This window comes from Rahnella variigena (genome assembly GCF_003610915.1).
Classification (GTDB): domain Bacteria; phylum Pseudomonadota; class Gammaproteobacteria; order Enterobacterales; family Enterobacteriaceae; genus Rahnella; species Rahnella variigena.
This window is the reverse complement of the sequence record NZ_NSDJ01000001.1, coordinates 2443577-2457977: the sequence shown is the minus strand read 5'-3', so window position 1 is coordinate 2457977 and position 14401 is coordinate 2443577. Positions and strand designations below refer to the sequence as shown.

The 14401-nt window shown below is 43.2% G+C and carries 17 protein-coding genes; 14 read left to right on the top strand and 3 right to left on the bottom strand.

The genetic code is table 11. The features are described from left to right. The first annotated feature begins 21 nt into the window (after nt 1-21). A complete protein-coding gene (locus CKQ54_RS11530; RefSeq protein ID WP_120161749.1) occupies nt 22-1200 on the top strand; it encodes a M20 aminoacylase family protein in 1179 nt (392 codons plus the stop codon). 12 nt (nt 1201-1212) lie between these two features. Here the strand turns inward: CKQ54_RS11530 and CKQ54_RS11525 are convergent, their stop codons facing one another. Together CKQ54_RS11525 and CKQ54_RS11520 are read right to left on the bottom strand one after the other, a co-directional pair. Then, complete coding sequence (locus CKQ54_RS11525) at nt 1213-1911, bottom strand: extensin-like domain-containing protein (RefSeq protein ID WP_120161748.1); 699 nt, start codon at nt 1909-1911, stop codon at nt 1213-1215. Nucleotides 1912-2217: 306 nt separating this feature from the next. Beyond that, nucleotides 2218-2436 carry a DUF7661 family protein gene (locus CKQ54_RS11520; RefSeq protein WP_120161747.1) on the bottom strand — a complete coding sequence of 73 codons (219 nt, stop codon included), beginning with the start codon at nt 2434-2436 and terminating at the stop codon, nt 2218-2220. Nucleotides 2437-3168: 732 nt separating this feature from the next. Here CKQ54_RS11520 and CKQ54_RS11515 point away from each other — a divergent pair. The 3 genes from CKQ54_RS11515 to ptuB are packed head-to-tail and all read left to right on the top strand — an operon-like array spanning nt 3169 to nt 6468. Beyond that, a complete protein-coding gene (locus CKQ54_RS11515; protein ID WP_120161746.1) occupies nt 3169-4113 on the top strand; it encodes a retron St85 family RNA-directed DNA polymerase in 945 nt (314 codons plus the stop codon). Then, nucleotides 4100-5734 carry a retron Ec78 anti-phage system effector ATPase PtuA gene (ptuA, locus tag CKQ54_RS11510; RefSeq protein ID WP_120161745.1) on the top strand — a complete coding sequence of 545 codons (1635 nt, stop codon included), beginning with the start codon at nt 4100-4102 and terminating at the stop codon, nt 5732-5734. Before CKQ54_RS11515 ends, ptuA begins: the two co-directional genes overlap by 14 nt. Continuing rightward, nucleotides 5731-6468 (top strand): retron Ec78 anti-phage system effector HNH endonuclease PtuB, encoded by a 738-nt coding sequence (gene ptuB, locus CKQ54_RS11505; RefSeq protein WP_167459631.1) that lies wholly within the window; start codon nt 5731-5733, stop codon nt 6466-6468. Before ptuA ends, ptuB begins: the two co-directional genes overlap by 4 nt. A 129-nt stretch (nt 6469-6597) precedes the next feature. On the opposite strand, the gene CKQ54_RS11500 is transcribed toward ptuB, so the two are convergent. After that, entirely contained in the window at nt 6598-7464 is an 867-nt protein-coding gene (locus tag CKQ54_RS11500) for a helix-turn-helix domain-containing protein (protein WP_120161743.1), read from the bottom strand. Between the two features lie 116 nt (nt 7465-7580). Here CKQ54_RS11500 and CKQ54_RS11495 point away from each other — a divergent pair, with 116 nt between their 5' ends. The 10 genes from CKQ54_RS11495 (at nt 7581) to CKQ54_RS11455 (ending at nt 14398) form a co-directional block, all read left to right on the top strand. After that, nucleotides 7581-7997 carry a hypothetical protein gene (locus CKQ54_RS11495; RefSeq protein ID WP_120161742.1) on the top strand — a complete coding sequence of 139 codons (417 nt, stop codon included), beginning with the start codon at nt 7581-7583 and terminating at the stop codon, nt 7995-7997. A gap of 31 nt (nt 7998-8028) precedes the next feature. Further along, nucleotides 8029-8535: a phage regulatory CII family protein gene (locus tag CKQ54_RS11490; protein WP_120161741.1), complete on the top strand. Its 507-nt coding sequence runs from the start codon at nt 8029-8031 to the stop codon at nt 8533-8535. 2 nt (nt 8536-8537) lie between these two features. Continuing rightward, nucleotides 8538-8708, top strand: a complete 171-nt coding sequence (locus CKQ54_RS11485) for a phage filamentation protein Fil family protein (RefSeq protein ID WP_120161740.1) — start codon at nt 8538-8540, stop codon at nt 8706-8708. A 7-nt stretch (nt 8709-8715) separates the two neighbouring features. Next, nucleotides 8716-9018, top strand: a complete 303-nt coding sequence (locus CKQ54_RS11480) for a hypothetical protein (RefSeq protein WP_120161739.1) — start codon at nt 8716-8718, stop codon at nt 9016-9018. 65 nt (nt 9019-9083) lie between these two features. Then, on the top strand, nt 9084-9362 hold the full coding sequence (locus CKQ54_RS11475) for a DUF2732 family protein (protein WP_244220198.1): 279 nt from the start codon (nt 9084-9086) through the stop codon (nt 9360-9362). Nucleotides 9363-9364: 2 nt separating this feature from the next. Then, on the top strand, nt 9365-9589 hold the full coding sequence (locus tag CKQ54_RS11470) for a TraR/DksA C4-type zinc finger protein (protein WP_120161738.1): 225 nt from the start codon (nt 9365-9367) through the stop codon (nt 9587-9589). Nucleotides 9590-9668: 79 nt separating this feature from the next. Beyond that, nucleotides 9669-10676: a phosphoadenosine phosphosulfate reductase domain-containing protein gene (locus CKQ54_RS11465; protein WP_120161737.1), complete on the top strand. Its 1008-nt coding sequence runs from the start codon at nt 9669-9671 to the stop codon at nt 10674-10676. Further along, on the top strand, nt 10673-12922 hold the full coding sequence (locus CKQ54_RS11460; RefSeq protein WP_120161736.1) for a replication endonuclease: 2250 nt from the start codon (nt 10673-10675) through the stop codon (nt 12920-12922). Before CKQ54_RS11465 ends, CKQ54_RS11460 begins: the two co-directional genes overlap by 4 nt. 165 nt (nt 12923-13087) lie before the next feature. After that, the gene (locus CKQ54_RS25495) at nt 13088-13231 is read left to right on the top strand and encodes a hypothetical protein (protein WP_167459630.1); all 144 of its coding nucleotides are present in this window, start codon (nt 13088-13090) and stop codon (nt 13229-13231) included. Between the two features lie 513 nt (nt 13232-13744). Then, on the top strand, nt 13745-14398 hold the full coding sequence (locus CKQ54_RS11455) for a hypothetical protein (protein WP_120161735.1): 654 nt from the start codon (nt 13745-13747) through the stop codon (nt 14396-14398). Nucleotides 14399-14401 lie beyond the last annotated feature (3 nt).

Here is a 14401-nt window from a genome sequence, read left to right as displayed (position 1 = left end):
GGCAAAAACAGATATCTAAAAATGAATAATAAATCACTTTGCACCATCGCTGACGTAGCCGACCTTATTCCTGAGCTGCGTAAAGTTCGCCAACACTTGCACCAACACCCGGAGCTCTCCAATGAAGAATCAGCAACGGCTGCGCTCGTGGCTGAAAGATTAGCATCTCTCGGCTTTCAGGTGACGACGGGCATTGGCGGCTTCGGCGTCGTCGGCACAATGACACTTGGCAACGGTTCACGCAGTATCGGGATTCGTGCCGATATGGACGCCTTGCCGATAACTGAACAAACAGGTGTGAGTTACGCCAGTCAGAATCCAGGCAAAATGCATGCGTGCGGACATGACGGACACACAACGATGCTGCTTGGTGCAGCCGAACAGCTGGCGCGCAGCAAAAACTTCTCGGGAACCGTACATCTTATTTTCCAGCCTGCAGAAGAAATCGGTTTCAACAGCGGCGCTGAACGCATGCTGGCTGAACAACTTTTTGAGCGATTCCCGTGTGATGCCGTTTACGGCTTACATAATCACCCGGGCTATCCGGTCGGGAAAATGATGTTCCGATCAGGGCCGTTTATGGCTGCCTGCGACACCGTCAATATCACTATCCATGGAAAAGGCGGTCATGCCGCCCGCCCTCACATGACCGTTGACCCCATTCTGGTTGCCGGCAGTCTGGTTGTTGCCTTGCAGTCGGTCATTTCACGCAACATCGACCCAAATGAAACGGCAGTGGTCACTATCGGTTCATTGCACTCCGGCCATGCGGCGAATGTCATCCCGGAAACAGCCCGTCTGGAAATGAGCGTCCGCTCGTTTGATCCACAAGTACGTAAAATCCTCGAACAGCGCATTTGTCAGCTGGTGGATAATCATGCAGCCGGATACGGCGCAAGAGCAGAAATTGAATATGTGCCAGGCTACCCGGTGCTGGTGAATCATGATAAGGAAACCGCGTTTGCAACCGAAGTGGCAAAAGAACTGCTGGGCGAAGAAAATGTGATTGATAATCTGCCACCCATTTCAGGCAGTGAAGATTTTGCCTATTTCCTGCAGCAAAAGCCGGGGTGCTTCCTTCGTTTGGGTAACGGGGACAGCGCCGTTTTGCACAATCCGGCTTACAACTTTAATGATGAAAGCCTGAGCTTCGGCGCAGCCTACTGGACTCGCCTGGTTGAGCGTTATCTGGCAGATTAACGACCTCACAGCTTAGCGGCAAAATCCGAACCAGCGCATGCCTAAGTGGAAGTGATTCGCATGCGCTGCGTTATAATCCGGACCAATAGAGTTTCCAAAAAACGGACAGCTCTCTGTGAACAATGTATGAATATACTGCGCTTCAGTGCCAGTCTGAGGCCACTGCTTTAACACGGTTAAATGTCGGCCATCCGCCAGCTCAAAACCCGCGATATCAAGAGCTTCAGCCGTCGCATGTTCACTGAGCCGTGCATCGGGTTTATTGTAAACGTTCCGGCAGGCATAACTGCCCAGATGGTCAATTTTCACCAGCCGTGAACCTAACTCCTGAGAAGCCAAGGGCTTCGCCACCTGCCCGACAAACATCGCACTGCTAAGGGCAAGGCGACAGCTCGCCAGATAGCTAGAACTCAGTGCAACATCCCCAAAACCCCGAACACGAACGGGATCAGTCAGCGGACACTTTCCTCCCATATTCCCTGCATTACTGAACTGGATAGCGCCTTCAGTTTGAGCACGTTCAAGTGCGGCCAGACATTCGTGAGGATTATTATCCAGCTTTCTTAATTTGTACCGGGTAATCAGATTCGGAGGGTCAGTGATAACCAGCGGGGTGAAAGGATTATATTCAGAAGGCACATGGCGGTTTAACCACGGACTGCAGAAATACGCTGCAGCTAAAATCACAATCAGGCTAACCCAATATCGCATAATGCTCCTTACCCGGTTGTGCCGCAGCAGTCCCTTGATTTATCGAGAGTAATATTATGAGTATAGCGCCTGAGTAAATAATGTTCTGACAGAGTTACAAGTAGGGAAAGAAACTTACGAAGGTTTGACATAAATCGACATTGAGTTTGTTATTTTAACTCCCGAAGACTAAGTTTCTTCTCCTGTGTCCACTGTGAACTGTCCTTCATAGTGAGTAAGACCCTCGCATTACCCCTTTCAGCCCGCCCCGAGCGGGCTTTTTTTTAACTGAAATCTGGGAGCGCTCTTCAGCAATGCCTTGCCCGGTTATTCCACCCGCCTGACATCCGGATGCCTTTCACTGGCCGCCTCATGAAAAATATCCCCCAACCAGCCGGGAATCTCATCCTCAGTCATCTCATCAGGAATGATGATGTCATAAAGTCTGGAAAACTTTCTCTCTGCCAAATCCGCACGGAAGACTTGCCATCCACCGGAAGTCTTTTTAACAGCAAGGTGGCGACCAAAAACATTATAAATCAGCATAGGGTTCGCCCTGTCAGGTCATGCAAATAGAGTATGAAAGCATCATAGCTACAATGGTGAGAGAAAGTCTAAATTAGGGATACTGAAGGTAAGTGAAAATCGGCTAATTGACTGTTTGGATTGCAATTTTTTGATTTGAAAAACAGGCAAAAAAAAGACCGAATACTATTTAATTCCAATTAAATCAATTAGTTAATAATAAAACTGGCGATAGAATGGCGATTAGTCGTTCTTTGCGGATTCACATACTCTGTTAAGGCATATTTGGATGTATGAAAATTTAATCAGCAGACACAATGGCAGTTAAAGCTGCGCAATGCACATAGCTCTATCCATTGTCTCAAGATGCGGTGGCTCTAGGAACGGACATGTAAGCTTGGCACTAACACTGAAATTATTAGTAGAGAAATTATGCTGAGTGATGCCATTTAAGCACAATTCAATAATTTGCTGTAAACATCATTACTCGTGTTTCATTGAAGTGATAGACGTAATTGTAAAGGTTCGCTATCATAGAAAGGCTCTTTAGCGTTGGACGTTTTTTCGTCTAGTCGGGCGATTAGCCAGACTCTAACTTATTGAACAGGTTTATGATTGCGATACATCCAACATCGCATCATAAACTCACCTCCCTTGGGGTCGGTTCATTTATGATGCGATGTTGGATGTATCGCAGCTTCTAGTAAAGGGCAGTAAGGGAGGGGGAACTCTCCCTTTTTTACGAGTAAAACCATGAAGATAGTTGAATTTTTATCAAATAAAACCGGAAAAAACATACAAGCGCTGATTCGACTCATCGACCAAGCCCCGCGTATGTATAAGGTATATAAAATCCCCAAAAGAAGTGTCGGATTTAGAGTAATCGCGCAACCATCAAAAGAAATTAAAGAGCTGCAAAGATTTACAGTGGAAATGTTGGAAAAAATTCTTCCAGTCCATGAAAAAGCTATGGCGTATCAAAAAGGTAAGGACATCAGGTCTAATGCCCTATTACATGTTAAAAATGATTATATTTTAAAAATGGATTTCGAGGATTTCTTTAATAGTATTAATCCTGAGGTTTTCCACAAAAGCCTAGAAATAGATGAGATATCTATAAATAATACTGAATTGTATTTTCTGACCAGACTCCTTTTTTGGAATCCAAGTAAGAGAAAAAATGGGAAGTTAATTCTTAGTGTAGGTGCGCCATCATCACCCATAATTTCTAATTATATTATGCACAGATTCGATTGCGCCATAGAAGAATTCTGTAATTCAAATGCCATTATGTATAGCAGATATGCAGATGATATGACATTTTCCACTTCTAAAAAAAATCACTTATTCTCAATTCCTGAAATTGTAAGAAAAACACTTAGAAACAAATATTACAAAAGAATAAGCATAAAGCAATCGAAAACTATTTTTAGCTCAAAGGCACATAATAGGCATATAACGGGCGTAACGTTAAATAATGAAGGTAAGATATCTATAGGAAGGTCACGGAAAAGAATGCTGTCATCATTAATATTCAAAGCATCCAAGAATGCAATTGATGATGAAAGTTTATCATCCCTGACAGGCCAACTAGGGCAAGCCTTTTATATCGACAATTTTTTTAAAGAGTCGATGATAAAGAAATACGGTGAGTCATTAATTAAATCAATTTTAGGTAAAAAAAATGAGAAAGCATAGATCAATCAAAGTATTACAGAATGACGCGCTCTCAAAGAACAGTATGAAATCGCAGTATCAACTTTATTTATATTACAAAAATGGTAAATTCGTTGAGCAAGATCTCGATGAAGCAAGTAAATATTTTGAGATGCTTGTTAATAATTTCAAAACAACAAAAATCAAATTAAAAAACATTAGACTAATTAATTTCAGAGGCTTTTCTGATTTATCAATAGATTTATCAAGCGACTACATTGTCATTGCAGCGAATAACGGATATGGTAAGACAGGTATTCTTGAGTCAATTTACAATTGCCTTACATGGTTGATAAAAAATTTCAAAGGAAATGGAGCGAATGGGCAATTTATCAAACCTGAAGACATTCGAGCAAAAGAAGGGGTTGATTCTGCATCGATAGTACTTGATGTTAGTTTAATGCAAGGTACTCTTGAAAATTCGACTTATTCGATTAATCTCAGCAAGATAAATGCTGATGCTGAAGAAAGGCAAGATAGTTTTTATCAGGAATTTAAATCCTTAGCAGACCTATATAGGGATCTGGGAAACTTAGGTCATAACATCCCTGTATTCGCTTTCTATTCTGTTGAGAGAGGGAATGTTATAAAAAAAAGCGATTTTAAAAAACAATTAGATTATACAAATATAGATTTTGCTTCTAATGACTATGCTGTTAATGTTTCAACCGCACCGAAATTTGAAGCTTTCTTGGCATGGCTACTTAATGAAACAACAAGAAAAACAATGAGTTATGCAGTAAATCCACATATTAAAGAATTAGAAAACAATATATATACTCTAGAAGTGCTGAGTAATTTAACCTCTACAGACCCAGCGATCAAACAAAAAATTGATGAGTTAACCAAAACTATAAATAGAGCAAAATCCACACAGAGTTATAATGAAAAATTAGAATTCACTGAAAAAGTGAACATGGTATTTTCTGCAATTTACACATTCATGCCTGAAATAAAAAATCTCTCATTTGAGTATGATGAACATAATAAATCCATTGAACTTTATTGCATAAAAAACGAATGTAAGATCAGCGTATCGCAATTATCCCAAGGTGAAAAAACGATGCTTTCTCTTGTCTGCGATATATCTTTAAGGCTGATATCAGCAAATAATGATAGTGAGTATCCATTCAACGGTAATGGCGTAATTATAATTGATGAAATAGACTTACATCTTCATCCTATCTGGCAACAGACTATTCTTTTAAGACTTCAGGAAACATTCCCTAATATCCAGTTTGTAATTAGCACACACAGTTCTAATGTTTTAACCACTGTAAGCAATGAGTGTATTAGACAAATCTCAGCATCGAAAACTGGTACTAGTGGGAATTATGATGTTGAAGTACCTTATTTCTCACTAGGTGCGGAAACATCCGTATTGCAGGAAAAAATTCAGGGTGTTCCTTCTAGACCTGGAAGTGTTGATATTGTTAAGAAACTTAATACTTATAAAGAATTGGTAGCGAATGATATGTGGGATACACCGGAGGCTGAAGAGCTTTTTTCTGATCTTTGTCAATGGGCAGAAGGACGAGACCCAGTTATAACTAAGTTACGCCTTGACGTATCGCTCAGAAAGAAAAGGAGGGGCAAGAATTGAGAGGGTTCAGAAAAAATAATAATAGCAATGACATTTTGTCTAGCTACTTACGTACTCATCCTGAGGCAAAATGGAAAGATGACTTCAGGAATGAAGTATCAGCAGAAGAATTGAATGCTATTTATGATGAAATATATACAGACCAAAAGGGCATTTGTGCTTATTGTGAGATAACACTAAAATGGCCGACTGATGCATTTACTAATGATTTCAGAGTAGAACACTTTCATCCTGAAAATTGTGGGGATGACAATCGTCACAATTATTCCCTTGATTGGAATAATTTACTAGGCTGCTGCCATGGAGGAACTCAGCAGACGGCAAGAAGTTATAGCAATAAGTCTTTTGGGAAGCATAATCACAGCTGCGATGCGCCGAAAGCTAACAAAATACTAGACGATGTCATTTTAAATCCCCTATTAGATTTACCTGTCGATAAAACTTTTTTTTCCTTTAATGAAGATGGGAATATTTCTGTTAGTACGAATTGCCCTGAAAATATGAGGAATAAAGCTCAATCAACTATTAATGAGTTAAATCTTGACTGTGACAGATTATGTGAATTTAGAAAGACTATAATTGATAAACTAAGGGAAGAAATTGAAAGTGAAGTTAATGATGTGGAGGATGCAGACGCTTTAGAAAGAATAACACTTCAACTTAGACAAGAATTATTGTCCTCAATAAACAGAAATGAGTTCCACTCTACGATTGATTGGTATTTAGCAGTTTAACTCCGCGCGTGGGCATATCAAATCCCACGCTATAGCTATAAATTAAGATTGCATTGCTTCATATTAATACGGACACGTCTTAAATGGTTATGCCTTTTAAAATTAAATAAAAAATTCTTCTTCAACCTTCTATAATGCATTTTTCAAAATTACCACCACAAAACCTTTTGCTATCACTTCATTGACTGAACATTCAAACTCACCGTCATGACCAACAATACGTAATTTGTTGCCTGGTCTACGGGAGACTGCATAGACGTCCAATGTTCCATCAATATCTAGCAACCAAGATCCATTGGATAACTCATTAACCCCCATTTCAATCAGCCAAGATGACTTGCCACTACGCACAAAGTTCAAATTATTGAGGTTCACGCCATCCGGGATAAACGACTCATCAATATAGCAAAAACCATCATCATCAAGTTTTCCGGCCAGAAGTATTTTCTTACTGATCATCGGTATTCCTGCGGCGACGGTTTCCTCTTGAGGGGCTATGCCTATCTCGCCTGTAGCCAACCATTCAAGCGAGGCACCGGTATCTAATGCGCAGGTAATCACTACGTCGCCAGGAAAATATTCTCTTCTGACCCACGTACTGATCGTACCTGATGAAATGTTTAAATGCTCACCAAGTTCTTTTTGCGTCTTGAAACCATAGGCTTCAATAATTCTATTCAAAACAGCTCGGCCGCCAGACGAAAGCATTTTCTGCAGAAGAGCGTGACCAGAAGATGAAGTGACTCTTTTTGTGATTTTATGGCATTCATTTTTTGAAAATGCAAACTCACCGGTAACTAACCATTTTAAGTCAGCCCCTGTGTCCAATGCACATTTGATAATTGCATTGCCTGGAACACTCTTGCGTTGAACCCAGGCACTAACATTATTTGAAGGAACATCCAGACAGCTGGCTAAAGCTCGTTGAGAAGTAACCCCATAAGAGGAGGAAAGACGTTCAACGATATGCGCAGCACTGTCTTTAGTTTCAGGCATAGATCCACCAAGGCGAGCACGAAAGTGATTTACATGAGCACATTTGTGATCTAAAGTGAAAACACGCCATATGTTACACAGTAGAACTCAAACTGCTTAAAAGGAGATTTTGCTTTATGTCTGAACAGAATGCAATTCAAGTAGCCGTTGATAAGACTGCCGTTTCTAAGGAATTGTTAAACTCTGTAGTATCCCAGTTGCTACCGGCTTTAGAATCAGCCCTGTCTGCGACCATTGTGAACTCAATAAGTTTGCAACTGACCACACTCGCTAACTCCCCGACAATCTCTAAAAAAGATTTTGCTGCAATTAACGGCATCAGCTCCGCAGTCCTCGAAAAGTGGATCGCGAACGGTGTTGTACTTCTTGCCCCAACCCCTTCAACCACAATCACCCAGCAGCGCAAAAACCGTAAAACAGGTCAAATGCAAACTGTTGTTATGGAACGTCATGGCAATGCCCTGATCAATCTTGAGGCCTGGCGTGAGAAAAACCGCCAGCAAGCCATCAAGTGCCGTTACATAAATCGTTGAGTCAGATTATTCAAACTAGCAGGGACTAACAATGTTTGATTATCGCGTTTCCAAACACGCTCACTTTGACGATGCATGTAAGGCATTTGTGAATCGTCATAACCTTACCGAACTTGCCGCGCTGATGGGCACTAAACCCCAAATCCTGCGCAATAAGTTCAACCCTGAACAACCTCATAAGCTAACCTGTGAGGAAGTTCTTTTAATCACTGATTTGACTGAGGATGCAGCCCTTCTCGATGGCATGCTTGCACAGATAAATTGCCTGCCGTCAGTTCCGATCAATGAGATTGCTACTTCTAATCTTTCTACCTACGCATTACAGGCAACCGCCGCCGTAGGTTCTATTGCAGCTGATGCAGTTAAAGGTGGTGCGGTTAGCTCTCAGCGTCGTATGTCCTTACTCGAAGGTGTTAATGCCGGTATTCGCCATCTATCGCTGATCGGTTTAGTTGTTCAAGGCCGAGTACAGGCATCCCCTGCCCTGGCATCTGCAGTTGGTGCTATTGCAAGCGTCACGACAAATGGGCTGATGTAAATATGGCTGTTTCTATTGCTCCATTTTTAAAACAGCAAAGTCCTTCTCGTCATTTCGACCATGGTTGCATTGAATTGCCAGGTGGAAAGCGTTGGAACCCTTCAATGTCACAAGCCACTGCCCCGCAGGCCGTGAGAAATTCAAAACCGCTTTTAAAGCGTCTGTTTAGTTGAGGTGATTATGTCTTTAGTGAATGAAGAACATATTCAAATAGGCAAGAAACATCTTTCCAGAATTAAAGAGATGTTTGAATTTAGAAAGAACGTAGCGCAGGAAACATTTGATACTCAGCCGCTGCATATGCGTAGAACAATCTGTTTTCATGCTGGCTTATCTCGTCGCCATCTTGAGATGAAGTTTGCTGAATTAACGCCGACGGAAAGGCATCAAGTAGTTGCGGCGCTAAATTCTTTGCTTGGTTTAACTGAATCACTGCCGAAATTTATCAGTGAAGATGACTGCAAGATAAACATTAAACACTAACCCAAATCCAAATTAACTGGCGTCAACCCGCCGGGCATTCTTTTGCCCAAAACAGGAGTTCTTATATGAAAAATATGATTGATAACACCCGTCAGAATATTGTTGGTTTGCCGGTTATGGGCATTGATTTAGCTTCACCAGAACGCGATTACACCTCGGTTCCTGATTTATCGTTGATGCTGAATACTGCTCGTAATGAAGAACGCGCCAATCGAGCGGTTGTATTTGCTGGCCGCCTGGAAGCGATTGCCAGTTTTATCCTCAAACGTGAAATGACAGGGATTGAAGCTGCGGAGGCACTACGCATTGAGGCTAACCGAATTCAAAGTGAAGCGGAGGCGTAACAATGGCTGATGTGATCGACACCGCTCAGGAACGCGCTGACCTCATTCTTTCCGCCCAAATCCAAGCCGCCCGCGCAACTGTTGCGGGCATTTCCGCAATGTTCTGCATCGACTGTGACCGCCCAATACCGAAGGAACGCCGAGCAGCTCTGCCAGGGGTTGAGCTTTGTGTCTATTGCAAGGAACTCGCTGAGTTGAACGCCAGACATTACCGGAGAAAACAATGATCTATTTCTCAATAGTTCTTCTTCTCCTTGGCGTGAACGCAGCCCGCTATTTCTTCTCTGATATTAAAGGTGGCATGTGATGGTAATTGATAACCGCTGTTTTAATGCGGAAGCAATGAACGCAATTACTATTTCAGGCGGGAAAGATTCGCTGGCTCAGTGGCTGTTGGCTCGTGAAGCTGGTGTGTTGTATACGGCTGTCTTTGCAGATACTGGTCATGAGCATCCGCAAACTCTGGATTATTTATCTTACCTGGAGGGAAAGCTGGGAACGGTGAAAAGAGTCAAAGCTAATTTTGCCGATCGCATTTCTCAAAAGAGAAAGTTTATTTCTGAAAAATGGCCTGTATCTCTTACTGAGGAATGCGGATTTACTTTTGAACAGGCCAAAAAAATAATCGACACTGCACTAAAAACGCTTCATCCAACGGGCAATCCGTTCTTAGACCTGTGCATGTGGAAGGGGCGTTTTCCTTCATCAAAAGCGCGTTTTTGTTCAATTGAACTTAAACATGACCCTGTGCGAGACCAGTTTGTTAACCCATTACTCACTCAATTTGGCGAAGTCGTTTTATGGCAGGGGGTTCGTGCTCAGGAGTCCCCGGAGCGTGCTTCATTAGCTGAATGGGAATCTGGTTTTGACCTGGGTAAAGGACTGAATATTTATCGCCCGATCCTTAACTGGACGCATGATGATGTCTTTGCCCTGGCAAAGCGACACGGAATAAAACCCAATCCACTTTATCAACAGGGCTGCAATCGGGTTGGTTGCATGCCATGCGTGAATGTTGTTAAAGCTGAGTTGGCTCAGATTTTCCTACGCTGGCCTGAACAAATGAAGCGTCTTTCAGAATGGGAGGAGATTGTCGCAGCCTGTTCACGCAGAGGAAATGCAGTATTTTTTCATGCTGGACACGATCCTAAAAAGGCAACAAAGAACGGCACTGATGTCAGTCTAAAATCGCATGGTATTCATACCTATAAAGATTGGGCTTTGACAACTCGTGGCGGGAATCAATTTGATTTGCTGCTGTGTGCAACTGACCAAACTCTCTGTAACAGCGTTTATGCCGGTGTGTGCGAGTGAGTTTAAGTCGCTTCACTCCACAGATTAAAACGCCCGAAGCTTGGGCGTTTCCCTGGAACAAACCACGCCAGGCCGTTTCTGGGCTGGAAAGACCGCTTACCCGTGATGAATATGATCAGGGGCAAGCTGTTTTAATCAGAGTAAAAAACCTCTCTACCGACCTGCGGGAAATTTTCACAGGCCGTCATGCGTATCTGCTGAAAACCCAGGGTATCCACGCTGCCAATAAATATCTGGTATATACCCTTGGTCGCAGCATCCTTCCCCGCGTCGAAGCGGTCAATGCCGCTTATGCGATGAATGTTAAAGCTTCCATGAAATTCATGTCTCAGGCAGACACTTATCACGGCCTGCCGAGCATGAGCGATAAACCGCTGCGGCGGTTCGCGCAGGACATTGCCGGACAACTCAAAGAAATCTTTGAAGATCGTTGTTATCAGCTGCTTGCTCAATACAACGGGGATAATTCGATTCTTTTTGAGGATGATATCCAGTGCGAGCTGTACAGCGAAATCGCAGGTATGGCACAGGCTTTCAATGTCACCCCGATATACTGGACAAGATTTTGCAAAGGCAAGCTGGATGCCGTTTCCGCTATCGCCTCCATGTCGCGCCTGGTTAATCCGGATTGGTGGTTACGCCAGTTTAAAGGCCAGCGCACACGCTGGCGTGAATCCTTGCTGATCGCCATCGGCAAGGTGAACCGTGACGCCTCCCCGTATGCCAGTAAGCAGGCTATCCGTGAAGTACGTGCGCGCCGTCTGTCGAATCTCGACTATCTGAAAAGCTGCTACCTGGAAAACATCGAAACCGGCGAGCGTTTCAGTCTGATCGACAAAGTGATGGCGAGTATTTCAAACCCTGAAATCCGCCGCATGGAGTTAATGAGTACGATCGCCGGCACCGAAAAATATGCCGCTGCAAATGGCGACGTCGGGATGTTTCTGACCATCACCACGCCTTCCAAATATCACCCGACCCGCATGGTGGGCAAGGGTGATAAAAAACGCGTTCAGCGAAATCACGCCTGGGACAAAGAAGCCTATACCCCAAAAGATGCGCAGCGTTATCTGTGCGGGATCTGGAGCAAAATGCGCACCGCGTTCAAAGATAGCGGCCTGTCCGTTTACGGGATGCGCGTTGTTGAGCCTCACCACGACGCGACCCCGCACTGGCACATGATGTTATTCACCAAGCCCGCCATGCGTCAGCGGGTGATCGATATCATGCGCAAATATGCCATGAAAGAAGACGGTGATGAACGCGGCGCAGCTAAAAACCGGTTTGACTGTAAGCACCTGAACCGTGGAGGCGCGGCTGGCTACATCGCCAAATACATCGCAAAAAACATCGACGGTTATGCACTGGAAGGCGAGCGCGACCACGAAACCGGCGAGTTGCTGACGGACTCCGCTGCTGCTGTCACCGCCTGGGCTGCTACCTGGCGGATCCCTCAATTTCATCCTATCGGCCTGCCTACCATGGGTTCATACCGTGAGTGCCGCCGCATCCGTTCCATCAGTCTGACTGAAACCTTTGACGAAGAAGTGGAAGCTGTCCGTGCTGCTGCTGATGCCGGTGATTTTATGGCGTACATGTCAGCCCAGGGCGGCGCAAATGTGCCTCGCGACGATCAGACTGTGCGCGTAGCCCGCCGCGTAGCTGACGAGCTGAACGCATACGATGAAGAAGTGAAAAAGGTTGTGGGTATTTTCGCGCCTCACCTCGGCGACTCCCGCGTTTATGAAACCCGTACAACTCAATGGCGCATCGTTTCTTCCGCCGTTGACGTTGAGGTTTTGACCTCAAAAAGCGCCCACGGCGCGCCTCGGAGTCCTGTCAATAACTGTGGGTTAGGTGGAAAGAAACAGGCTGCAAATAGGCGCGATAGCAAGACTGGGAGCGACCTTACAACGTCTAATTCTGACAACCTGCGAGTTATTGACTGGACAGACACAGCCGCCGTGAGGGCGATTGTGGTGCGTTTAAGGGAGGAAACACCGAGAGTCAGCAAGGCGCAGCGAAGTTTTGACCCAACAAAGGGTCGCGATGTTGCCCCATCAGCAAGATTAACGCCTGAAGAACGGGCGCGATTGCCTCAGATTGAACAAGAATTGCTTAAATACGATATCAAAGCTCAAAGATGGGAGCTGGAAGCGTTAACCAGGGGAGCCAAAATGAGTTTTGGTGATGTTGTGATCCATCATCCCCCTCTTATGGACTGGCAGGAATTTTATGACGATTAGGACTGTTTAAACATTCATCTAAGCTATTGGTTAAAAAGTAACATTCAGTTTTTATTGGAATTTGTTAAGGAATGGTAATATTATACTGTATAAATAAACAGTGCATTGGAGTGAGTAATGGAATCCTCTCATGAGCTAAAGATGGCTTTGATAAAAATCCGGCTTATGGCTGACATAGCACAGTCAGGCCAGTGCAAAAATGACGACTACGCGCTGGTGATGGAAATGATCTCTGATATGGCCGACAGCGTTCTGGATGAAGCAGATACGCCGTCAGTGCCATTCTCTGTTTACGACGATGAAGAATAGCCAGGATTGCGGGCGATCTCTCTTTGTAAGCTCTGCATGCAGTGAGTGCATGATTTTGCATTGTGATCGCCCTGCTCTTTTCTCCCCGCGACACCAGTGCTGGCGTGGATCACAGTGGATCACGCAACTGCATCAAAAGCGCCCCATAAAGCGGGCAGGCGTGGCGGGGATAGCATTGCGCGCTTTTACTCCAATTGTCTCTTTTTCTTGTGAGCATTTATCATAAGATTTACTATAGGGTTACACATGCTTACATGAATTTGGGGAATTTCTTGATGTTAGATGGCATGGAGAAAGATCGAAACTATAATTTGCAAAAAATCATTGTTAATGAAACCTCTAAATATACGCATGATTTTCAGTTAATCTATGCAACATCAGGAATCGACACTGAATACGAAGGAACGAACCTCACTGTTGGAAAATATTTCAATCCTGACTCAAGATCCTTAGTTATACTCTAACTCCTGAGGGGGTAAGCCCCCCTTAACATTAATTTTCATGAGGCACACTATGACCGATACAGAAAATAATTTAGATGGGAAAAATATATCATATATAATGGATATTCTTCTGAAAGATTACCGTTCAGAAGCAACACAAAAAAGTGCGAATTTTTTAATCATTACTTCCTGTATTGGGATATTATTTTCAAGTGGGTATATCACTATCGGAGATGGTGATATTAGCGGGATAAGTTATAAGCTTAATGCCGGTTCAAATCTTCACTTAATTTTAGGCATAGTTATCGCTTATTCATTGGCTTTATTTTCATTTTCATTTTTCCTTGACCGACAAAAATATAAATACACAACTATAAATGCAATGGAAAAAATCGCTGAAATAAACAACCTCCTAATCACTGGGAGTACCATTCGCTTCCAAAAAATAAATTTAATTCATGATGAAATCATTACCATTTTGGAGAAAAGAAAAAAATTCATTGATAATCGCTCAGATTCCAGCGAGCAATTACCAGAGGATAACTATGATATATTAAGTGTTGAATATGATCGACTCATCAAAAACAAACTTAGTAATGATTCGATAGTACACCTGTTCAAAATGCACACTAAATATAAAAACACAGATTCATTGATGATATTATTTTATGCGGCATTACCGATAATAATTGGGGTTTACAGTCTATTATCCTTATATAATTAAGGC